Source organism: Saccharothrix luteola, assembly GCF_020859565.1.
Classification (GTDB): Bacteria; Actinomycetota; Actinomycetes; order Mycobacteriales; family Pseudonocardiaceae; genus Actinosynnema; species Actinosynnema luteola.
This window is the reverse complement of record NZ_JAJHUO010000011.1, coordinates 112202-134826: the sequence shown is the minus strand read 5'-3', so window position 1 is coordinate 134826 and position 22625 is coordinate 112202. Positions and strand designations below refer to the sequence as shown.

The following is a 22625-nucleotide window of genomic DNA, read 5'->3' as shown; positions in this document are numbered from 1 at the left end:
GATCGAACCACGGTTCGGCGCCGGTGCGCGAGTTCCTCCGGCACACCCGCAGCTCCGTGCCGGTGAACCCGCGTCACATCGGCGGCAGCCTCGGCTCGGCGAGCCAGGTGCGGAAGTACGCCGTGAGCGGCTCGGGGGAGTGGCGCTGGGCCAGTGCCACGAAGTCGCTCGTCGTCGCGGTGCCGTGCCGGTGGGTCGCGGTCCACTCGCGGAGGGCGCCGAAGAACGCCGCGTCACCCAGCCGGGTCCGCAGGCCGTGCACGGTGAGCGCGCCCCGCTGGTAGACCCGGTCGTCGAACAGGTTGGCCACGCCGGGGTCGCCGATGCGGAGGTCCTGCGGCAGCCGGGCCAAGCGGGCGTGCGCGCGGGCGGCGTGCGCGCCCGCGGTGGGGCCGCCGGACCGCTCGGACCACAGCCACTCCGCGTAGCAGGCGAAACCCTCGTTCAGCCAGATGTCGCGCCAGTCGGCCAGGCCCACGCCGTTGCCGAACCACTGGTGCGCCAACTCGTGCGCGACCAGCCGCTCGTGCCCGCGCCGCCCGTCCACGTGGTTCGCGCCGAACACCGACATGCCCTGCGCCTCGACCGGCACCTCCAGCTCGTCGTCGGTCACCACGACCTGGTAGGTCCGGAACGGGTAGGGGCCGAACAGCTCCTCGAACACGGCCATCATCTGCGGCTGGCGGGCGAAGTCGTGCCGTGCGGCGCGCAGCAGCCGTGCGGGCGCGGCCACGTCCTGGCCCTCGGCCAGCGGCAGCCGTTCGTAGAGGCCGATCTGCACCGACGCGAGGTACGTCGCCATCGGCTCGGCCTGCTCGTAGACCCACGTCGTGCTGCTGCCGCCCGTGCGCCGGTCGACCAGCACCCCGTTCGCCAGCACCGCGTACGGCGACGGCGCGGTGACGCAGACGCGGTAGGTCGCCTTGTCCCGCACCAGGTCGTTGCACGGGAACCAGGACGGCGCGCCGATCGGCTGGCTCGCCACCAGCGCGCCGTCGGTGAGCTGGTCCCAGCCCAGCTCGCCCCAGTGCCGGGAGCGGACCGGGCGGGCCACGCCCGAGTACCGCACCTCGACGGTGAACGGTCCGTCCACCGGCTGTGCGGGTCGCACGCGCAGCTTGCCGCCGCCGTGCACGTGCCGGGCGGGTCGGCCGTCCACCAGCACCCGGTTCACGGTCAGCGTGCCGAAGTCCAGCACCACCCGCGCGCACGGGCCGGCCGCGACGGCGGACAGCGTCGCCCGCCCGGCCAGCCGACCGGTGTGCGGCTTGTAGTCCAGCTCCAGGTCGTAGTGCGCGACCCGGTAGCCGCCGTCGCCGTGGTCGGGCAGGTACGGGCCGGTCATCGCCAGGCGGAGATCGGGTTGCCCAGCCAGCGCGTGCCCCCGGGCACGTGCTCGCCGCGCATCACCAACGACGCCGGGCCCACCGTCGCGTGCGCGCCGACCGTCGCGCCCGGCAGCACGATCCCGTGCGGGCCGAGGGTCGCCCCGTCCGCCAACTCCACCTGGTCCATGCGGAGGATCCGATCATGGAACAGGTGCGTCTGCACCACGCACCCCCGGTTCACCGTCGCGCCGTCGCCCAGCCGGACCAGGTCCGACTCCGGGAACCAGTACGACTCGACCCACGTGCCGCGCCCGATCCGCGCGCCGAGCGACCGCAGCCACACCGCCATCACCGGCGACCCGCCGGCCCGGCCGACCAGCCACGGCACCGCCAGGACCTCGACGAACGTGTCCGCCAGCTCGTTGCGCCACACGAACCCGCTCCACAACGGGTGCTCACGCGCCCGGAACCGGCCCACCAGCAGCCACTTCGCCGCCGCCGACACCGCGCACGCCAGCACACCCGCCGCGAGCAGCACCGGCCCGGCCCACAGCGGTCCGAACTCCCGCAGCGCGAACAGCACGCCGACCACCAGCGCCACGTGGCACATCACCGGCACGATCCGGCACAGCTCGACCAACGCCCGTGCCACGACCAGCCGGCGCGGCGGGTCGAACGTCCGGCTCTGGTCGCCCTGCTCGGCCGCCCGCGGCAGCTTCATCGGCGGCATGCCGAGGTAGGAGCTGCCCGCCTTGGCGCGCTTCGGCGTCGAGGACAGCACGCCGACGAGGCCGCGGTTCGGCACCGAGCGGCCCGGCGCGGTCATGCCGGAGTTGCCCAGGAACGCGCGCTTGCCGACCCGTGCAGCGGCGATGCGCAACCAGCCGCCGCCCAGCTCGTAGGTGGCGACCATGGTGTCGTCGGCGAGGAACGCGCCGTCTCCGATCGTGGTCATCTTCGGCAGCGCGAGCACGGTGGAGGCCTCGACCCGGCGGCCGACCCTCATCCCGAGCGCACGCAGCCACACCGGCGTGAGCAGGCTCGCGTACAGCGGGAACAGCACGACGCGGGCGGTGTTCATCAGCCGTTCCGTGGTCCACGCCTGCCAGGCGATCCGGCTGTGCACCGGGTACGCGCCGGCCCGCAGCCCGACGCCGAGCAGCCGCACGGACACGAGCACGAGCAGCGCGTACGAGCCCAGCCACGCCACCGTCGCCAACGGCACCGCGAGCAGCGCCGAACCGAGCGTCAGCGGCTCGCGCGCGATCAGCAGCACCGGGAGCACCGCCGCCGCCACCGGCAGCAGGCCCAACGCCGACGTCGTCACCGCGTAGACCAGCTTCCACCACCACGACCGGGGCGGGCGCGGACCCGGACGGGCAGCCTTGCCGTGGCGCTGCGCCGGGACACCGGCCCAGCGCTGCCCGGTCGGCACGGAGCCGATCACACCGGAACCGGGCGCGACCTCGGCCCGCTTGCCGACCCGGGCGCCGGGGAACAGGGTGCTGCGGGCGCCGACCACCGCGCCCGCGCCGACCCGGAGGCGGCCGACGTGCAGCCGGTCGCCGTCCACCCAGTGCCCGGACAGGTCGACCTCGGGCTCGATCGCGCAGCCCTTGCCGAGCTTGAGCATGCCGGTCACCGGCGGCGCGGAGTGCAGGTCCACGTCCGGGCCGATCCGCACGCCCAAAGCGCGGGCGTAGTGCGTGAGCCAGGACCCGGCGAGGTTCGTCGCGCCGCTGAACTCGGCGAGCCGTTCGGCGGTCCACACCCGCAGGTGCACGCCTCCGCCGCGCGGGTACGTGCCGGGACGCAGGCCGCGCAGCAGCAGCCGCGCGCCGCCCGCCGCGATCGCGACCTTGCCCGGCGGGCTGACGAGCACCAGCCACCCGGCGGCGATCCACCACCACGACACCGGCGTGGTGAAGCCGACGACGTTGCCGACCGCGGCCAGCCCCACCGACCAGCGCAGGCCGACCAGGCTCAGCAACGGCACGAGCAGCAGCGACTGGATCACGCCGGTCCGGCGCGGCGTCGGCGCGACCTCGCGCGTGACGCCCCGGTGCCCGCTCAGCTCGTCCAGCCGCGCGGCCAACGCGCGCAGCGCGGGGTGCTGGTAGACGTCGTTGACCGAACCGCTGGGGTAGCGGGTCCGGATCGTGGAGACCAGCTGGGCCGCGGCAAGGCTGCCGCCGCCGTGGGCGAAGAAGTCCGCGTCGGGACGGGCGACCCGGGTGCCCAGCAGCTCCGACCACTGCTCGGCCAGCCACCGCTCGGTGTCCGTGAGGTCCCCGGCCGGCGCCGCGACGTCCAGCTCCGGCAGCGGCCACGGCAACGCCGCCCGGTCCACCTTGCCGGACGTGCGGGTGGGCAGGGTGTCGACGGCGGCCAGCAGCGGCACGAGCGCCGCGGGCAACGCGGTCCGCAACCGGGCCAGCGCGTCGGCCTGGTCGAACTCCTCACCCGCGACCACGTACCCGACCAGCACCTGGTTGCCCGCCTTGGTGGTGCGCACGGCCGCGGCGGCGCCCGCGACGTTCGGCAGCGCCTGCAGCGCCGCGTCCACCTCACCGAGCTCGATCCGCCGGCCGCCCAGCTTGACCTGCTCGTCCGCGCGACCGAGGAACAGCAGGCCCTCGGGCTCGGCGCGGACGAGGTCGCCGCTGCGGTAGGCGCGGTCCCAGCCCTGCCCGAAAGGAGCCAGCCCCGGCAGCGCCGCGAACTTCTCGGCGTCCTTGGCCGGGTCGAGGTAGCGGGCCAGGCCGACGCCGCCGATGACCAGCTCACCGGAGCCGCCCATCGGCACCGGCGTGCCGGTGGCGTCCACCACGGCCAGTTCCCAGCCGTCCAGGGGCAGCCCGATCCGCACCGGACCGTCACCGGTCAGCCGGGCCGCGCACGCCACGACGGTCGCCTCGGTCGGGCCGTAGGTGTTCCACACCTCGCGGCCGTCGACGGCGAGCCGCTCGGCCAGCTCCGGTGGGCACGCCTCACCGCCGAAGATAAGCAGGCGGACGTCGTCCAACGCGTCCACCGGCCACAGCGCGGCCAGCGTCGGCACCGTGGACACGACCGTGACCTCGCGCTCGACCAGCCACGGTCCCAGGTCGAAGCCCGTGCGGACCAGGGCGCGCGGCGCGGGGACCAGGCACGCGCCGTGGCGCCAGGCGAGCCACATCTCCTCGCACGAGGCGTCGAAGGCCACCGACAGGCCCGCGAGCACCCGGTCGTCCGGGCCGATCGGGTCGTCCGGGAGGAAGAGGCGTGCCTCGGCGTCGACGAACGCGGCGGCGGCCCGGTGCGAGACCGCGACGCCCTTCGGCTTGCCCGTGGAGCCGGACGTGAAGATGATCCACGCGTCGTCGTCCGGGCCGGGAGCGCCGACGAGGCCCAGGGGCGTGCCGCGCAGCTCCAGCTCCCCGGTGACGACCGCGCACACGTCGGCCTCGGTGAACACGAGTTCGGCGCGCTCGTCCGGGTCGTCGGCGTCGACGGGCACGTACGCGGCGCCGGCGGTGAGGATTGCCAGCACCGCCACGTACAGGTCGACGGTCCCGGACGGGACGCGGACGCCGACCCGGTCGCCGGCGCCGATGCCGGCCGCCGCCAGCTCCCGGCTCCGCGCGTCGACCTCGTCGAGCAGCTCCCGGTAGGTCAACGAGGTCGTGCCGTCGTCCAGCGCGGGGGAGTGCGGGTGCCGACGCGCGGTGTCGGCCAGCACGTCGACCAGGGTGCGCGCGGGAGCGGGGGCGCCGGCGCGGAACAGCGCGGGCGCGTCGACCAGTGTGGGGAAAGCGGTGTCGGGGGCGATGGTCACCGACGGGCACCGATGGGGCGAAGTCGCACTGTGAAGTCCTCCAAGAAAACGCCGACCTGCGACTTTACCCGGGATTCACGTCACCGTCGCGCGCTCGTGACCACGAGTGGGTGGTGTCACATCGTGTAACGGCACCGGTTCGGGCGTGATCACTCCACAGTGGACTGCCCGAGTTCCTTGTGCACCAACGGCATCACCTCGGTGCCGAGCAGTTCGATCGCGTCCATGACGAGTTCGTGGGGCACGCCGGACCAGTCCATCTGCATCGCGTAGCGGTCGGCGTTCACGAGCCTGCCGACGGAGATGAGGCGTTCCGCGACCTCCTCCGGGCTGCCCGCGAAGATCGACTGCGCGTCCCGCGTCCACGAGTCGTACTCCGCCCGCGACGGCACGGGCCAGCCACGGGCCCGCGAGCCGTACTTCATCGTCTCCAGCCAATACGGGTAGAACGCGTCCTTGGCGTCCTGCGACCGGCGTGCGATCAGGCCGATCGCGCTCATGGTGACGTTCAGCCGCTCGGGCTCCTGTTCGCCCGCCTCGCCCGCGCGCCGGTACAGGTCGACCAGCGGCGCGAACCGCTCCGGCTCGCCGCCGATCACCGCGTACACCACCGGCAACCCCAGCAGCCCGGCCCGGATCGACGACTCCGGGTTGCCGCCGGTGCCCACCGAGATCCGCAGCCGCGACCCGTAGGGCCTCGGGAGGACGCGTGCGTCCGCCAGCGGCTCCCGGAACTTCCCCGACCACGTGATCGGGTCTTCGCGGTCCAGCTTCAGCAGCAGCGCCAGCTTCTCCTCGAACAGCTCGTCGTAGTCCTCCAGGCTCGCGCCGAACAACGGGAACGACTCGGTGAACGACCCGCGCCCGGCCAGCAGCTCCGCCCGGCCCCGGCTGAGCTGGTCGAGCGTCGTGAACTGCTGGTACACGCGCACCGGGTCCTCGGTGCTGAGCACGGTGACGGCGCTGCTCAACGTGATCCGCGAGGTGAGGCTCGCGGCGGCGGCGAGCACCGTGCCGGGGTTGGAGATCGAGTAGTCGGCCAGGTGGTGCTCACCCAGCCCGTAGAAGCCGAGCCCCAGCTCGTCGGCCAGTTTGATCCGCTCCAGCGTCTGCGCCAGCTTGTCCGCGACCGAGACCTGGTCACCCGTGATCGGGTCCCGGTGCCGGTCGCCGAAGCTGTAGACGCCGAGCTGCATTCCCTTTGTGGACACGTCAACAAGTTAACCCGACATTGGTGACACGTCAACATGTTGTTGCTAGCGTGGGGCGCATGGGCGAACCGCGGTGGCTGGACGAGCGGGAGGCGCGGGTGTGGCAGGCGTACCTGGCGGTCGACCGCGAACTGCACAGCGCGTTGGAGCGGCAGTTGGTGCGCGACTCGGGGCTGTCCAACGCCGACTACGCCCTGCTCGTGCCGCTGTCGGAGGCCGAGGACGGCGTCGTGCGGTCGCGCGAGCTCGGCGCGCTGGTCGGGTGGGAGCGCAGCAGGTTGTCCCACCAGGTCGGGCGGATGGAGAAGCGCGGGCTGGTGACGCGGGAGGAGTGCGTCGAGGACGCGCGCGGCTCGATGGTGCGGCTCACGCCCGCCGGCCGGGCCGCGATCGAATCCGCCGCTCCGGGTCACGTGGAGACCGTGCGGCGGTACCTGTTCGACGACCTGTCGGCGGAGGAGGCAGAGGTGCTGGACCGGGTGTTCCACCGCGTGCTGGACCGGATCGCCGCGGACGGCTGAGCACGGACGGCCGAACGTCAACGGCGGAGTGAGGGCGGAAGCCCGAGGAGCCCGGCGTGGAAAGAGGGGCCGCGCGGGTGCGGCCCCTCCCCGGCCCCCCGGGATGCCGGACGGCGGCCAACCGCCGGCCGGTCCGGCGGTGTCCGGCCGTCGGGGTGCCGAACACCCTTCAGCGTCTCGCACCCGTGCGGGAGTCCGCATCGCCGAACCTCCGTATCCACCTCCGTATCCGCGATCGCGCGGTGATGTCCACCGATCTCCGTACGCTGTCACCCGGAATACGGAGAGCGGTGGATGCGCGGTGTGTGGCGCTCACACGAAAGTGGACGCCGCAGAACCCGATCGCACCACAAGGAGACGACGTGCAGCTGACCGCGGAGTTCGCCCCGGACCGACAGGCCCTCGTCGGCGGCCCACTGCGCGGATGGCAGCACCACGCCCACGAGGACGCGCTGGCCCGCCGCGGCCCCGTGCACCCGGCGGAGCTGCCCAACGGCCTGGAGGTCCTGGTCACCACCATGGGCCTGGAGGGGACCCGCACGCTGCTGAGCGACGACCGGTTGGCCAAGGACGCCGCCGGGCTGCGTGCCGCGATGCAGGACCAGTTGGCGCGCAAGGGCAGGCCGACGGACCTGTCGCGGATCATCGGCCCGTCGATGCTCAACACCGACCCGCCGGACCACCGCAGGCTGCGCGCGCTGGTGTCGCAGGCGTTCACGGTCCGTCGCATCAACGCATTGCAACCGGCGGTGGAGAAGGCCGCGCAGGAGCTGGTCGCGGCCCTGCCCGAGGACGCCGACCTGATCGAGGGCCTCGCGTTCCCGCTGCCGCTCGCGGTGATCTGCGACCTGCTCGGCGTGCCCGTCGAGGACCGCGAGCAGCTGCACCACTGGACCGCGGCGATGATGACCGAACGGCCCGAGCTCGTCGTGCCCGCCTCCGACGCCATGTTCGGCTACCTGGCCGGCCTGATCGAGTACAAGCGGGAGCGGCCGGACGACGCGTTGCTCAGCGGCCTCGTGCAGGCGCAGGTCGACGGCGAGCGGCTGACGCCGGAGGAACTGCTGACCACGGCGATCCTGCTCGTCGTCGCCGGGCACGAGACCACGACCGGCCTCATCGGCAACGCCGCCGTCGCGCTGCTGGCCACGCCGGGGGCGTGGGACGCGGTGAACGACGACACCGTCGGCGCCGCGGTCGAGGAGGCGGCCCGCTGGGACCCGCCGGTCCGCGTCACGCCGCACTACCGCGCCACGGCCGACATCGAGCTGCCCGGCGGCGTGATCCCGGAGGGGTCGGTGATCATGATCGGCCTCGGCACGGCCGGTCGCGACCCGCTGGTGCACGGCCCGACCGCGGACCGGTTCGACCCGACGCGCGTGCCGGCGGGCGGCAACGCGGCGCTGGGGCACGCGGCGTTCGGGCACGGCGTGCACTACTGCCTGGGCCACCACCTGGCGCGGATCGAGGCACGGGCCGCGCTGACCGCCTTGCGGGCACGGGCGCCGCGGGCCCGGCTGGCGGTGGACCCGGCCGAGCTGGAGCGCGGCGACAAGGTCGTGCCGAACACGTTCGCCTCGGCGCACGCGCTGCTGGAGCCGTGACCGCTCAGGTCACCAGGCCCCGGCGGTAGGCGTAGACCACGGCCTGCACGCGGTCGCGCAGGTCGAGCTTGGTGAGGATGCGCGACACGTACGTCTTGACGGTCTCGTGGCTGATCACCAGCGTGGCGGCGATCTCGCTGTTGGACAGGCCGTCGGCGATCAGGCGCAGCACCTCCAGCTCACGCGGCGCCAGCGGCACGTCGTCGCGGGAGCCTTCGGCGGGTCGGATCCGCGTGGCGTACCTGCCGACGAGCTGTCGCGTCACCTCCGGGTCCAGCAGCGCCGCACCGGCGGCGACGGTGCGGATCCCGTGCAGCAGCCGGTCGGGCGGCGCGTCCTTGAGCAGGAACCCGCCCGCTCCCGCGCGCAGCGCCTCGTACACGTACTCGTCGAGGTTGAACGTCGTCACCACGAGCACCTTGACGGGATCGGCCACGCCGGCGCCGGCCAGCAGGCGGGTGGCCTTGATGCCGTCGAGGACGGGCATCCGCACGTCCATCACCACCACGTCGGGGCGCAGGCGGGCGGCGAGGTCGACCGCGGTCCGCCCGTCACCGCACTCGCCGACCACCTCGAGGTCGGGCTGGGCGTCGATGATCGTCGCGAAGCCGGTGCGGATGAGTGCCTGGTCGTCGCAGACCAGGACCCGGATCGGGGCGGTCACGACGGCCTGCCCGCCGGGATGCTGGCCTGGACGACGAAGCCGCCACCGGGTCGCCCGCGCGCGTCGAACCGGCCGCCGAGCACGCCGACCCGGTCGCGCAACCCGGTCAGGCCGCGCCCGCTCCCGCCCGGCGACGGGGTGCGGGGGCCTTCGGTGGTCACCTCCACGGTGATCTCCTCCTCGCCGTGCAGCACGTTGACGACGGTGCGGCTGCCGTGCGCGTGCTTGAGCGCGTTCGTCAGCGCCTCCTGCACGACCCGGTAGGCGGCGACCTCGGCGCTGCCGGTCTCCTCGGGCGGGCGGCCCTCCTGGCTGAACTCGACCGGTTGGCCGGCCAGCCGGGTCTGCTCGACGAGGGCGCGCAGTTCGCCGACGGGCTGCGTGCCCGGGTCCGGGTCGTGGCCGGGGTTCAGCAGGTCGAGCAGGTGCCGCAGGTCGCCGATGGCCCGGCGGCCGGTGTCGGTCACGGCGTCGAGCGCCTGGTCGAGGCGTTCGGGTGAGGCGGTCAGGTAACGCGCGGATTCGGCCTGCACGACCATCGCCGTCACGTGGTGGGTCACGACGTCGTGAAGCTCGCGCGCGATGCGCGTGCGTTCGGCGAGGCGGGTGGTCTCGGCGACGTGGCGGCGGCGTTCGGCCTCGGCCACCCGGGACAGCCGCAGCCACGACCCGACGCCCCACGCGATGGCCAGCGTGAGGTAGAACGTCGTGAGCCCGACCACCCCCTCGCCCGGCGCGAGCCGTTCGACGGCCACCGCCAGCGGCACGTACGCCGCGGACAGCAGCACGGCGGCGGTCCACCGGTGGTGTGCCAGGTGGGCGCCCGCGCTGATCAGCGCGATGGGCAGCGCGGTGCCCGCCACGGTGTGGTAGCCGCGGAGCTGGTCGACCGCGAAGCCGAGCGACACCAGGACGAGGCAGACGGCCGGCCACCGCCGGCGCACGGCCAGCGGGAGGGATTCGAGCGCGATCACCACGACGGTCAGGGCCTCGAACGGGCGGTGCGGGAGGGCGCCGAGCTGGGTCCCGTAGTTGTTCAGCCCCGGCAGGAACGCCGTGGCGGCGAGCAGCAGGGCGAACGGGAGGTCCCGCACCACGACGTCGGACCGCCGCCACAGGTCCCCCACCGCGCGGACGTCGATCACCCGGCGAGCGTAGCTGGCGCGAGGTCGCGGTCCGCGCGGCGGCGGCGGGGGACGATGTGGCCGCGACGGCGGGCCAGCCACAGGAACGCGACCGTCAGCAGCGCGCCGGACGCCACGGCGTACCCGCTCGCCTCGGGGCCGAAGTCGCCGCCGGAGAGCAGGGTCGGACCCGAGAGCGTCGAGTCCAGCAGGCCCTCCGTCGTGTCGTTGCCCGAGACCTCGGCGGCGAAGATGCCCGCGAGGGCGAAGTTCCAGCCGAAGTGCAGCCCGATCGGCAGCCACAGGGTGCGGGTGGCGGCGTAGGCGGCGGCGAGCATGAAGCCCGCCCCGATCGCGATGGCGGTCGCGCCCCAGAGGCTCGCGTTCGGGTTGGCCATGTGCGCCAGGCCGAACACCACGCCGGTCAGCAGCAGCGCGATCCACGTGCCGGTGCGTTCCTCGACGATCCGGAACAGGACGCCGCGGAAGAGCAGTTCCTCGGTCACGGCGGCGGCGGCCATGAAGCCGACCAACGCCAGCATTCCCGTCACCGAGCCCAGGCCGGCGACCGAGTAGCCGCCGAGCCACGCGATGTTGGCGATGACGGCCCCGCACATCGCGACACCGATCAGCAGCCCCCGACCGGTCGCGCCGATCGCGCCGCTGCGGGCCAACTCCACGGGCGCGCGGCGCTCGGTGCGCCGCACCACCCACGTGTAGACGACCACGGCGAGCACGGCGGTCGCGATGCCGATCGTCAGCGTGAGCCAGGGGTTGCCCTGCGCGGCGGCGGCGCCCTGGCTGCCGACCAGGGCGACCGCGGCGACGGCCAGGAATTGCAGTAGCAGGCGCATGAAGACTCCTCCGTCCGGTCCACGACCGTTCGGCCGAGGACCGGACGGACGCTACGGAGCCGGCGTCGTCGGATCATCACCGCGCGGTGGACATCCGCGTGTAGCTCGCGCGGGGGACAAGGCGTGCGCCGGTGTGATCTGGATCATGGCGGAGGTTGACCCGAGGTCAGGGTGCAGGCTCGTCGCAGCGGCACGACGCCGACCGGGAACAGCGGGACCACAGGAGCGGACCACCATGCACACCACCCTTTCCGGCCAGGACACCAGCACCCCGCGGACCGCCGCGCACGATCGCCCGGAGCTGCGGAAGGCGATCGCGGAGATCGTCGACTCCGGTTTCCTCGGCGTGTCACTGCGCGTGAACGACGAGCGCGGCGAGTGGGTCGGCAGCGCCGGGGCGGCCGAGCTGGGCGGCACCGCGACGCCGCCGACGAACGGGCACGTCCGGATCGGCAGCAACACCAAGACCTTCATCGCGACCCTGGTGCTGCGGTTGGTGGCCGAGGGCGAGATCGGGCTGGACACCCCGGCGGCGCACCACCTGCCCGGGTTCGGGCTGGACGGGCGCATCACGGTGCGGATGTTGTTGCAGCACACCAGCGGGCTGTTCAACTTCAGCGGCGAGGTCGACGCCGACGGCACGATCGTGCCGGGCATCCCCATCGCCTACGGCCCCACGGGTCAGGAGTGGCTGACCAACCGGTTCACGACCTACCGGCCGCGTGACCTGGTGGCGCCGGCGTTGGCCAAGCCGGCGCGGTTCGAACCGGGCACGGGCTGGAGCTACTCCAACACCAACTACGTGCTGGCCCGGCTGCTGATCGAGCACGTCACCGGCCGCCCGGTCGCCGAGGAGCTGCGGCGACACGTCCTGGGCCCGCTCGGGCTGACGGGTACCGCGGTGCCGGACGCCTCGCCGGAGATCCCCGAGCCGCACGCCCACGCCTACTACCGCTACGTGGACGGGGGCGAGCGCAAGACGGTCGACGTCACCCGCCAGAACCCGTCCTGGATCTCCAGCGGCGGCGACATGATCTCGACCACCCGGGACCTCCACACGTTCTTCTCCGCGCTGCTGGGCGGCGAACTCCTGCCGGCCGCGCTGCTGGCCGAGATGTGCGCGCCGCACCCGACGGGCATCCCGGACATGGACTACGGCCTGGGCGTGTTCGTGCTGACCACGACCGGTGGCGGCACCGTCATCTGCCACAACGGCGCCGCCATCGGCCACGCGGCGCTGATGTGCGCCACCCCCGACGGCAGCAGGACCCTGACCGCCGCGCTGAACTGCGTCGACGACGCCGACCTGTCCATCGCCACCGCGTTCCGGGACGCCCAGCGACGGCTCGTCGACGAGGTGTTCGGCGGCGTGCGGGCCGACGCGGACCACAAGGCAGGCTGAGCGGATGAGGAACGGGGTCACGATCGGGCAGGCGGCGGCGTTCGTCGGCGTCACGGTGAAGGCGGTGCGGCACTACCACAAGCTCGGCCTGGTCGAGGAGCCCGAACGCGACGGCTCCGGCTACCGCAGGTACGGCTCGGCCGAGCTGTTGCGGCTGGTGCAGGTCCGGACGCTGGCCGCCGCCGGTGTGCCGCTGGCCGGGATCGGACCCCTGCTCGACGCCGACGCCGCGCGGTTCACCGCCGCGCTCGCGGACGTGGAGCGGCAGCTCACCGAGCGGATCGAGGAGTTGACCACGCGGCGCGACACGCTGCACCGGCTCGCCGACGGCGACCGGGCGCTGCTGCCCGACCGCGCGGTCGCGCTGCTGGAGCGGATGCGCGACCTCCGGTTCCCGGCGGCGGAGGTGGCGGCCACGAGGGAGGGGTGGGTGCTGGCCCGGGCGCTGGTCCCGGAGGGCTTCGACGACTACCTCACCCAGTTCGAGCACGCCATCGAGGACCCCGGCCTCGTCACCCTGGCCCGGCGGGCGGTCGAGGCCGCGGCCTGGGACCCGGACGACCCCCGCCTCGACGAGCTCGCCACCGCCGCGGCCGACCACTACCTCGCCGACCCCGCGCTGCTGAAGACCGTGACCGGCCTGCAAGCCCGCACCGACGCCGCGACCCGGTACGCGCTGATCGCCCACCACGGCGACGAGCGGACGCCCGCCGCGGCACGGCTGGCCACGCTCTTCGAGACCAAGCTCCGCGCCGCCGGCGTCTACATCCCCCGGACGGATCCCCGCTGACCGCTCTAGTCGGCCATGCCCGCCAGGAGCGAGATCAGCTGGTGGCGGCTGCTGATCTCGAGCTTGCGGTAGATCCGGGTCAGGTGCGTGTGGACGGTCGCCGGCGAGATCACCAGCCTGGTGGCCACCTCCGGGTTGGACAGCCCGTCGCCGACCAGCTTGGCCACGTTCCACTCGGCCGGGGTCAGGCCGCCCGGACGGCGGTCGGGCTCCGGCGTCGGCACCTCGTCGAGCACGACGGCCAGCGCCTGCTCCACCGACTCCGCCGGGCCCGCGTACGCCCGCGCGTACTCGTCCTCGCCGAGCACCGCCTTGGCCCGCGCCACGGCCTGCGCGGTGACCCACGCGAACGGCACCAGACCGTCCACCCGGACACCGGTCACCCGGTGCAACCCGTGCGCCAGCCCCAGCATCCGGGCGGCGGCGGAGCCGTCACCGGCCCGGGAGTGCGCCCACCCCAAGGCCTCGATCGACCACAGGGGACCCCACTTGTCGCGGATCTCCCGCTGCACCCGCAGGCCTTCCATCAGCACGTCCAGCGCGCCGACCGGGTCGCCCCACCGCGTCTGCACCACGCCGCGGCACCAGTGCGCCCAGCTGATGCCCCACAGCGCGCCAAGCCGCTCGCACTCGGCGTAGAACTCCTCCGCCGCGGGCTCGGCCTGCTCGCGGGAACCGAGCAGCACCAGCGACACGGTCAGCATGATGTGCGCGAGGTGGTGGTCCACCGCGAACGCGGGTCCGAGCGCGCCGAACTCCTCGTGCGCCTGCCGCAACAACTCGACACCGTCGACCGCGCCCAACGCCAGCACGGCGTACGCGCCGCGCACGAACGTCACCGCGGGCACCGGCCCGCCCACCTCGCGGGCCATGGCGTCGGCCTCGTCCACCCGTCGGGCGACGAGCTCCCGCTCCACGCCCAGGCACAGCGCGATCCACGCGTCGAGGGCGATGGCACTGGCCCGCAACGGGTCCGCGGTCGGCGGTGTGGCGGCGAGCGCGCGTCCCAGCCACAGCCGTTCTTCGGGTAATCGACCGGCGTAGGTGTACCAGCGGGTGCGGGCCAGGTCGACGCTCATCAGGAGGCCGGCGTGCGCGGTGTCGGGGTTGCGGATCAGGTCGTTGAGCACCACGCGGTGGTTGGCCATGTCGGCGTCGACCGCCGCGAGCAGCGCGGCCTCGTTGTGCCCGGCGAACGACGCGGCCAGCCGCGCCGCCTCGCGCCGGAAGTAGTCCTGGTGCCGCTGCCGCACGTGCTCGACCTCGCCGGCGGACCGCAGCTCGGCCGCGCCGTGCTGCCGGATCGGTTCGAGCAGGTGGTAGCGGCTGCGGTCGGCGGACGGCAGCGCGATCGACTTGTCCAGCAGCCCGGCCAGCGCGTCGGCGACCTGGTCGGCGGCCAGTCCGCCGCCCGCGCACACGTCCTCGGCCGCGGTCAGGCTGAACCCGCCCTCGAACACCGACAACCGCGCCCACAGGAGGCGTTCGGCGGGCGTGCAGTGGGCGTGGCTCCAGTCGATGAGCGCGGCCATGGTCTGGTGGTGCTCGACCGCGGTGGTGTCGTTGGCGGTGAGCACGCGCATCACGTCGTCGAGCCGGTCGGCCAGCAAGGACACCGGCATGGACCGCATCCGCACCACGGCCTGCTCGATGGCCAGCGGGATGCCCGACACGCGGCGCAGCACGCGCACCACGTGCGGCCAGTTCTCCGGCGTGACCCGCCAGCCCGGCACGCTCGCCTCGGCCCGGTCCACCAGCAGCGCCACGGACTCGTAGCCGAGGTCGAGCGGCGCGTCCTCGGCGGGCACGTCCAGCGGCGGCACCATCACCAGCACCTCGCCGGGCACCCGCAGCCGGGCCCGGCTGGTGGCCAGGACCCGCACGCCGGGCGCGGCGCCGAGCACCGCGCGGACCAGCCGCGCCACCGGTTCCACGAGGTGCTCGCAGTTGTCCAGGACCAGCAGCACCTGCCGCGGCCGCAGGTAGTCGACCAACGTCTCCAACGGCGTCGTGGTCGCCTGGTCGGGCACGCCGACGGTGCTCAATACCACCTGTGCCAACAACTCGGGGTCGCCGCCGCGCGCGGACGCCAGCTCGACCACCCGCACGCCGTCGTCGTAAGCGCGGTGCACCTGCGCCGCGAGTTCCAGCGCCAGCCGGGTCTTGCCGCCGCCACCCACGCCGGTGAGCGTGATGAGCGGCGCGGCACCCATCCGCCGGCGCAGCTCGGCCAGCAGATCCTTGCGGCCGACGAACGAACTCAGCGCCCGCGGCACCACACCGCCTCCCGCTGCCCGCTCGGTCATCCGGACACCGTACGACATCGGGCCGTGCGCGTCCCGTGAGATCGACAAAGCAACGCGTGGGCGAACCACCTTGCAAACCCTTGCAAAGATCGCTCTACGTTCGGGCTCGTCACGCCGTTTACACCGGTGTGGAGCCAGGTCTAGCCTGCAAACAATTGCACCACCTTGCGCAACGAAGCGTGACGGGAGCAGCGATGCGAGCGAGATCGCGACGACTGACCGCCTTTCTCGTGGCCCTCGGCCTGACCGGGGCGGCGTGGACCGCGCCGGGCAGTTCCGCCCAGAGCGGGACCACGACACCGGCCGCCGCCGCGGCGGCGAACAGCACTACGGTCTTCTACCGCCTGCCTTCGGGGTGGCCGGTCGCCAACGTGCACTACCAACCGCGCAACGGCCCGTGGACCGCCGTGCCGGGCGAACGCATGGAACCGGCGGCGTGCGCGGGCTGGGTGCGCCGGACCGTGCCGCTCGGAGACGCCACCGGCCTCGTCGCGGTGTTCAACAACGGCGCCGGCACCTGGGACAACAACAACGGGCAGAACTACGGCCTGGGCACGGGCGACGTCACCGTCGCCGCGGGCGTGATCGGCGTCGGCGACCCGTGCGGGACCGACCCCGACCCGGATCCCGGTCCGACGAACCACGCGGAGGTCTACTACTCCACCAAGACCCGGAACTGGACCGCGACCCGGATCCACTACCAGCCGAACGGCGGCACGTGGACGGCCGTGCCGGGCGTGCCGATGGAACAGGTGTGCCCGGACTGGGCGCGCGCCTCGGTCGACCTCGGCCAGGCCACCGGCCTCAAGGCGGCGTTCAACAACGGCTCCGGCCAGTGGGACAACAACAACGGCGCCGACTACGCGCTGCGGACCGGGCGCAGCACCGTGAAGGACGGCGTGGTCACGCCGAACGCGACGGACCCCTGCGGACCCCCTGCCCCGCAGGACACCGTCGCGCCGGGCGTGCCCACCGGCCTGCGGGCCACCGCGTCCGGGCTCACCGTCTCGCTGACGTGGACGGCGTCCACCGACAACGTCGCGGTCGCGGGCTACGAGGTCACCCGCACGGGTGGCGCGCTGGGCGTCGTCGTGCGCAACACCGGCGCGGTGGGCTTCGCCGACGGCCCGCTCACCGCGAACACGACCTACACCTACGCGCTCAAGGCCTACGACGCGGCGGGCAACAAGTCCGGCTCCACCGCGTCCGTCGCGGTGACCACGGGCGACGCGCCGCCGGCGCCACCGGGCGGCACGCCGTTGGGCGGCGACCCGCGCGAGGACTCGATCTACTTCGTGATGACCGCCCGCTTCAACGACGGCGTCACGGCGAACAACCGGGGTGGCAGCCGGCACGTGCGCTCCGGCAACGCGGCCAACGACGACCCGATGTTCCGCGGCGACTTCCAGGGCCTGGTCGACAAGCTCGACTACATCAAGGGCCTGGGCTTCTCCGCGATCTGGATCACGCCGGTCGTGCTCAACCGCTCGGACTACGACTTCCACGGCTACCACGGCTGGGACTTCCACCGCGTCGACCCGCGCCTGGAAACGCCCGGCGCGACCTACCAGGACCTGATCAACAAGGCGCACGCCAAGGGCCTGAAGATCTACCAGGACGTCGTCTACAACCACAGTTCCCGGTGGGGCGCGAAGGGCCTGTTCCAGGCGAAGGTGTTCGGCATCCGAGACAACCAGTGGTCCTGGTACTACGACCAACCGGTCCAGGGCTTCGAGTACGACGGCCTGACCATCGACCCGACCACCGGCAAGTCCTACTACAACGGCGACCTGTGGTCGACCACGGAGCCCGCCGGGAACACGTGCGTCGACTGGGGCAAGCCGACCCAGCACTCCAGCCCGGAGGGCTACCGGATCTACGGCTGCCAGTGGCCGAGCCCCACGTCCGGGATGTTCCCCGCCCAGCTCTACCACCGGTGCTGGATCGGCAACTGGGAGGGCGAGGACTCGCGGTCGTGCTGGCTGCACGAGGACCTGGCCGACTTCAACACCGAGAACCCGATCGTGCAGAAGTACCTGATCGACGCCTACAACCGGTTCATCGACATGGGCGTGGACGGGTTCCGGGTGGACACCGCCGTGCACATCCCGCGCGTGACGTGGAACCGCCGGTTCCTGCCCGCGATCCAGCAGCACGCCACCGCGAAGTTCGGCGACAAGGGCCGGGACTTCTTCGTGTTCGGCGAGGTCGCCGCGTTCGTCAACGACAAGTGGAACCGGGGTTCGGTCAACCACTCGGCGCAGTTCTTCACCTGGAAGGAGCGCCGCGAGTACAGCGCCGACGACGCCACCGCGTCGCTGGAGCAGTACTCCTACGAGCAGGGGATGGGCACGGGCGGGCAGCCGACGAGCCGCAACGCGTTCCTCGACGGCAACGCCTACCGCGAACCGGACCACTCGAAGTCCTCCGGCATGAACATCATCGACATGCGTCTGCACATGAACTTCGGCGACGCGAACAACGCGTTCTGGAACGCGAAGGACTCCGACGACTCCACCAACGACGCCACCTACAACGTGACCTACGTGGACTCGCACGACTTCGGGCCGAACAAGTCGAGCGTGCGGTACGCGGGCGGCACGGACGCGTGGGCGGAGAACATGAGCCTGATGTGGACGTTCCGCGGCATCCCGACGCTCTACTACGGCTCGGAGATCGAGTTCCAGGCGGGCAAACCGATCGACTGCGGCCCGACGTGCCCGTTGGCGACGACCGGTCGGGCGTACTACGGCGACCACCTCGCGGGCCAGGTCACGGCGTCGGACTACGGCGTGGTGTCGTCCGCGTCCGGTCAGGTCGCGACCACGTTGCAGAAACCGCTGGTCAAGCACGTGCAGCGGCTCAACCAGATCCGCCGTGCGGTGCCCGCGCTGCAGAAGGGCCAGTACTCGACGGAGGGCGTGTCCGGCGGGATGGCGTTCAAGCGCCGCTACGCGTCCGGCTCGGTGGACAGCTTCGCGCTGGTCGCGATCTCGGGTCCGGCCACGTTCACCGGCGTCCCGAACGGCACCTACCGCGACGCCGTCACCGGTGAGGCGAGGACCGTCACCACCGGCTCGCTGACCGCGAACCCCGGCGGCAAGGGCGACGTCCGCGTCTACGTCCTGGACCTGCCGGGCAACCCGGCGCCGGGCAAGGTCGGCGTCGACGGCCCGTACCTGAAGTGACCTCCGGCGGGCGGGCGCGCTCTCTCCCACCGCCCGCCCGCCGGGTCCGACCCGCGTTCCGCTGCCCGGAAAGCGCTCGCAAGGTCGGCGCAAGGTCCGTGAGCAGGTCGTCCAGCCATCGTGAGGCCGCTGATCCACCCCGGATCACCTTCACGATGGGAAGTCGACAGATGCGAAGAATCAGGATCGCCGGCGGCCTCGTCGCCCTGGCCTTGGCCCTGACCGCGGCAGTGGCGCCGAGCGCGACCGCGACGAGTGGCCCGGCGCCGGACAAGGCGGCTACCGCGGCCACGGGAGAGCGGCACTGCGCGGTCGAGGTGACCACGGGTGTCACGGAGTGCTTCGACACGTTCCGGGAGTCGATCGAGCACGCGACCGCCGGCCGCGTCACCGACGCCCGCCTCAGCGCCACCACGGGCACCGTCGACGGCACGACGACCGCGAAGCTCAACGGCGGCCCGTCGACGGCCGCGGAGTTCGTCATCGGCATCCAGTACTACTGGCAGGACTACAACCGGCACCCGGACGGGACCCTGCACACCCCCGCGTACACGCTGACCCACTCGGGTCCGGTGACGTGCACCAGCCCCACCAGCGACGTCGACTACCGCTCCGCGCCCCTGCTGAACGACACCGGCCACACGGTCGACTGGAACAACAACATCCGGTCCTTCCAGAGCGGCTTCAACAACTGCTTGCAGCGGATGTGGGACTTCTCGAACTGCACGGGCCCGCTGATCGGCTACTCGGCCGCGTCACCGGACCTGACCGGCGGCCGGGACCGAGCGGAGTGCGTCGAATGGTCGTGATCATGCGGTGACCCGCGGAGGTGGCCCCGGTCAGCCGGGGTCACCTCGTCGCCGCACGACGCGGTCAGCTCCAGGCCAGCACCGACTCCACCTCGACGTCGAGCTCGGACACCGGGATGTGGCCGAACTGCTCCACCACGACCCGGCCGTCCCGTCGCCGCCACGTGCCGCGCACCTGGCCGTCCACGACGACGTGCGGACCCACGGGCTGCACCAAGGGCGCGTGCCGGGGATCCAGCAGCAGGGTGCGGTCGGAGTAGCCGAGCAGGAACGTGTCGAACGGGCCGAGGAGGCGGACCGTGCCGTCGAGGTCGGCGGCGTCGGTCGTCGGCAGCTGCCAGCCGTGCTCGCCCTCCACCAGCTCGTCGAACGGGAACGCGGCGCGCACCTCGACCTCCGGCAGGCCGCTCCACGCGGTGAAGTCCTCGACCGTCGCGGGGCCGTGGGCGCGCAGGTAGCGGCGGACCAGCTCGGCGACGCCGCGCGGCTCGTCGTCGACGCGGGGGAGCAGCCGGTAGGTCGACTCGCCCGCGCAGACCACGCCCTTGTTGGCGGCGTAGGCCAGCAGGTAGGCGGGCGCGGCGGTGGCCGGGTCGAGCGCCACGCCGACGTCGGCGAGCCGGGCGACGACCTGCGGCCTGGTCAGGGGTTCGGTCAGCACTTCCCGCAGGGCGTCCAAGGCCCGCGCGCACACGTCGTCGGTCAGGCCGAGTTCCCGCCGCCGACGCCGGGACCGGACCACGTTCACCGGGCCGAGCAGCGCCACCAGCCAGCCGACGTCCTCCCGGCGCAGCAGGTGCACCGCGCCGCGCATCGCGCACGTCCGCACGACGTCGCCCGCCTCCAGCGCGGCGCGCAGGTCTGCGTGGGAGACGCCGGTGGTGCGGGCCCGCACGGCGAGACCGGCCGCCGTGGTGTCCTGCGCCTGCACCGCGAGCACGTCGTGCAGCAGTTCGGGCAGCGAGTGGGCGGGGGTCGTCAGTCGTTGCGCCCGCATGCGCAGCGCCCTCGCCCGACCCGCGGTCACCTGGGCCCCGCGCCCGTCGAGCCGCGCACCACGAGCTCGGGCAGGAAGACGAACTCGGCGTGGGGAGCGGGCGTGCCGCCGATCTCCTCCAGCAGCGCGTTGACCGCGGCCTGGCCCATTGCCTCGACGGGCTGGCGCAACGTGGTCAGCGGAGGGTCGGCGAACACGATCAGCGGGGAGTCGTCGAACCCGACGACGGACACGTCCTGCGGCACGCTCAACCCGCGTTGCCGGGCCGCCCGGATCGCGCCGAACGCCATCAGGTCGCTGCCGCACACGATCGCCGTGCACCCCTTGTCCAGCAGCGCCGTGGCCGCGGACTGGCCGCCCTCGACGGTGAACAGGGAGTGCTGCACGAGCGACTCGGCCTGCTCGGCGGTGTAGGGCAGCGCGGTGCGCATGTGCTGGACGAAACCCTCGATCTTGCGCAGCACGGGCACGAACCGGCGCGGTCCGACCGCCAGGCCGATGCGCTCGTGCCCCAGTTCCACCAGGTGCGAAACCGCCAGTCGCATGGCCGCGCGGTCGTCGGTGGACATGAACGGCGCGGAGATCTTCTCCGTGTAGCCGTTGATCATGACGAACGGGATGCCGCGGCCGGCGAGCTTGGTGTAGCGGCCCATGTCGGCGGTGGAATCGGCGTGCAGGCCGGAGACGAACACGATCCCGGCCACGCCCCGGTCCACCAGCATCTCGGTGAGCTGGTCCTCGGTCGACCCGCCCGGCGTCTGCGTGCACAGCAGCGGCGTGTAGCCCGCGCTGGTCAGCACCTGTTCCACGACCTGCGCGAGGGCGGGGAAGATCGGGTTGCCCAGTTCGGGCGTGATCAGCCCGATGAGGCCCGCGCTGCGCTGCCGCAACCGTGCCGGCCGTTCGTAGCCGAGCAGGTCCATCGCCGCCACCACCGCCTGGCGGGTGGCCGACGACACCCCGGACTTGCCGTTGAAGACCCGGCTGACGGTCGCCTCGCTGACCCCGGCCTGCGCGGCGATGTCGCTCAACCGGGCGGTCACGCCGTCCATGTGGGTCCCTTCCGTCGCGGCGACATGCGCACCCGAAGGAAAGTCCTTGCAAAGGCTTTCAGCAAGCCCTTGACAGTCACATTTCCGGCGCCAACCCCGCTGAACCGAGGCAGAGGGCGGCCTGCCGGGCTCCGGCGGCCATCGCCTCGGCCAAGTCGGCGCCCGCGAGGTGGGCGACCAGGAAGCCGGAGAAGAAGGCGTCACCCGCGGTTTTGTTGTGGACTATCTCCTGTAGCGGTTGGGGGGGGAGTTGGTGGCCGCCCCCCCCCCCCACGGCAACCGCGCCCTCAGCGCCGAGCGTGGCGACCGCGGGCTTGTCGAGCGACTTGAGGAACACCAGCAGCGCGTCGCGGTCGGCGAAGGCGTCGTCGTTGAGGAACACGCGGTCGGCCGCGTCGAGGAAGTCGCGGTGGAACTCGGCGGCACCGTCGTAGTCGTGCAGGTCGCACCACACGGGCACGCCGGCCGCCCGTGCGGCCGATAGCAGGGGACGGGCGTGGTCGGCGAGGTCGATCACCGCCGCGTCGGCCGCCGCCAACGCGGCCAGCGCGCGGTCGTCGTGCTCGGCCTGGCGCAGCCGGGGGAGTTCGAGGTAGATCGACACCCGCCCGCCGTGGGGGTCCATCAGGTTGAGGTGCTGCTCGGTAGCCGTGTCGACCACTTCGGCGATCACCTCGACCCCGGCCCGGTCGAGCACGTCGAGCACCGACCGGCCGGCCTCGTCGTCACCGACGACGGTCCGCAGCGTGACGTCCGCGCCGAGCGAGGCGAGGTTCAGCGCCTTGCCCGCCGACGTGCCGCCGACCGCGACGCGGTGGCCGGTCGCGAACACGGTGTGCGGCCTGGCCTGCGGCAACCGGTCCAGCGTCACCAGTCGGTTCCACGACACCGGCCCCGCGACGAACACCTTCGGCTTGTGCATGCGCGCCAGTGTGAGGGGTGATCAACACATCGGCCA

At 73.0% G+C, this 22625-nt stretch carries 16 protein-coding genes; 6 read left to right on the top strand and 10 right to left on the bottom strand.

From position 1 onward, the window contains the following. Window positions 1-73 precede the first annotated feature (73 nt). The 3 genes from LNK82_RS17250 to LNK82_RS17240 form a co-directional block, all read right to left on the bottom strand. Window positions 74-1345, bottom strand: coding sequence for a M1 family metallopeptidase (locus tag LNK82_RS17250; RefSeq protein WP_230568007.1), 1272 nt, complete (start codon window positions 1343-1345; stop codon window positions 74-76). Continuing rightward, complete coding sequence (locus tag LNK82_RS17245) at window positions 1342-5145, bottom strand: Pls/PosA family non-ribosomal peptide synthetase (RefSeq protein WP_230568006.1); 3804 nt, start codon at window positions 5143-5145, stop codon at window positions 1342-1344. Before LNK82_RS17245 ends, LNK82_RS17250 begins: the two co-directional genes overlap by 4 nt. A 149-nt stretch (window positions 5146-5294) precedes the next feature. Beyond that, the gene (locus LNK82_RS17240) at window positions 5295-6341 is read right to left on the bottom strand and encodes an LLM class flavin-dependent oxidoreductase (RefSeq protein ID WP_230568117.1); all 1047 of its coding nucleotides are present in this window, start codon (window positions 6339-6341) and stop codon (window positions 5295-5297) included. 74 nt (window positions 6342-6415) lie between these two features. Between LNK82_RS17240 and LNK82_RS17235 the strand changes: the two genes are divergently transcribed. Next, window positions 6416-6877 (top strand): MarR family winged helix-turn-helix transcriptional regulator, encoded by a 462-nt coding sequence (locus LNK82_RS17235; protein ID WP_230568005.1) that lies wholly within the window; start codon window positions 6416-6418, stop codon window positions 6875-6877. A 362-nt stretch (window positions 6878-7239) separates the two neighbouring features. Next, a complete protein-coding gene (locus tag LNK82_RS17230) occupies window positions 7240-8481 on the top strand; it encodes a cytochrome P450 (RefSeq protein ID WP_230568004.1) in 1242 nt (413 codons plus the stop codon). A gap of 4 nt (window positions 8482-8485) precedes the next feature. Here the strand turns inward: LNK82_RS17230 and LNK82_RS17225 are convergent, their stop codons facing one another. The 3 genes from LNK82_RS17225 to LNK82_RS17215 are packed head-to-tail and all read right to left on the bottom strand — an operon-like array spanning window position 8486 to window position 11123. Beyond that, window positions 8486-9145, bottom strand: coding sequence for a response regulator (locus tag LNK82_RS17225; protein WP_230568003.1), 660 nt, complete (start codon window positions 9143-9145; stop codon window positions 8486-8488). After that, window positions 9142-10290: a sensor histidine kinase gene (locus LNK82_RS17220; protein ID WP_230568002.1), complete on the bottom strand. Its 1149-nt coding sequence runs from the start codon at window positions 10288-10290 to the stop codon at window positions 9142-9144. The genes LNK82_RS17225 and LNK82_RS17220 overlap by 4 nt, the downstream gene beginning before the upstream one ends. Continuing rightward, the gene (locus LNK82_RS17215) at window positions 10287-11123 is read right to left on the bottom strand and encodes a CPBP family intramembrane glutamic endopeptidase (RefSeq protein WP_230568001.1); all 837 of its coding nucleotides are present in this window, start codon (window positions 11121-11123) and stop codon (window positions 10287-10289) included. Before LNK82_RS17215 ends, LNK82_RS17220 begins: the two co-directional genes overlap by 4 nt. Before the next feature lie 235 nt (window positions 11124-11358). On the opposite strand from LNK82_RS17215, the gene LNK82_RS17210 reads away from it, so the two are divergent. After that, window positions 11359-12525: a serine hydrolase domain-containing protein gene (locus LNK82_RS17210; RefSeq protein ID WP_230568000.1), complete on the top strand. Its 1167-nt coding sequence runs from the start codon at window positions 11359-11361 to the stop codon at window positions 12523-12525. A 4-nt stretch (window positions 12526-12529) separates the two neighbouring features. Further along, window positions 12530-13315: a MerR family transcriptional regulator gene (locus LNK82_RS17205; protein WP_230567999.1), complete on the top strand. Its 786-nt coding sequence runs from the start codon at window positions 12530-12532 to the stop codon at window positions 13313-13315. Between the two features lie 5 nt (window positions 13316-13320). Here LNK82_RS17205 and LNK82_RS17200 read toward each other — a convergent pair whose 3' ends face one another. Then, window positions 13321-15621, bottom strand: coding sequence for a helix-turn-helix transcriptional regulator (locus LNK82_RS17200; RefSeq protein WP_230567998.1), 2301 nt, complete (start codon window positions 15619-15621; stop codon window positions 13321-13323). Window positions 15622-15815: 194 nt separating this feature from the next. Between LNK82_RS17200 and LNK82_RS17195 the strand changes: the two genes are divergently transcribed. Both LNK82_RS17195 and LNK82_RS17190 read left to right on the top strand, forming a co-directional pair. Beyond that, window positions 15816-18809 carry a carbohydrate binding domain-containing protein gene (locus tag LNK82_RS17195; RefSeq protein WP_230567997.1) on the top strand — a complete coding sequence of 998 codons (2994 nt, stop codon included), beginning with the start codon at window positions 15816-15818 and terminating at the stop codon, window positions 18807-18809. Window positions 18810-18979: 170 nt separating this feature from the next. After that, window positions 18980-19618: a hypothetical protein gene (locus tag LNK82_RS17190; protein WP_230567996.1), complete on the top strand. Its 639-nt coding sequence runs from the start codon at window positions 18980-18982 to the stop codon at window positions 19616-19618. A 64-nt stretch (window positions 19619-19682) separates the two neighbouring features. Here LNK82_RS17190 and LNK82_RS17185 read toward each other — a convergent pair whose 3' ends face one another. The 3 genes from LNK82_RS17185 to LNK82_RS17175 all read right to left on the bottom strand — a co-directional run bounded on the left by LNK82_RS17185 (window position 19683) and on the right by LNK82_RS17175 (window position 22589). After that, window positions 19683-20615, bottom strand: a complete 933-nt coding sequence (locus LNK82_RS17185; RefSeq protein ID WP_230567995.1) for a winged helix DNA-binding domain-containing protein — start codon at window positions 20613-20615, stop codon at window positions 19683-19685. A gap of 26 nt (window positions 20616-20641) precedes the next feature. Next, on the bottom strand, window positions 20642-21667 hold the full coding sequence (locus LNK82_RS17180; RefSeq protein WP_230567994.1) for a LacI family DNA-binding transcriptional regulator: 1026 nt from the start codon (window positions 21665-21667) through the stop codon (window positions 20642-20644). 76 nt (window positions 21668-21743) lie between these two features. Next, on the bottom strand, window positions 21744-22589 hold the full coding sequence (locus LNK82_RS17175; RefSeq protein ID WP_230567993.1) for a carbohydrate kinase family protein: 846 nt from the start codon (window positions 22587-22589) through the stop codon (window positions 21744-21746). Window positions 22590-22625 lie beyond the last annotated feature (36 nt).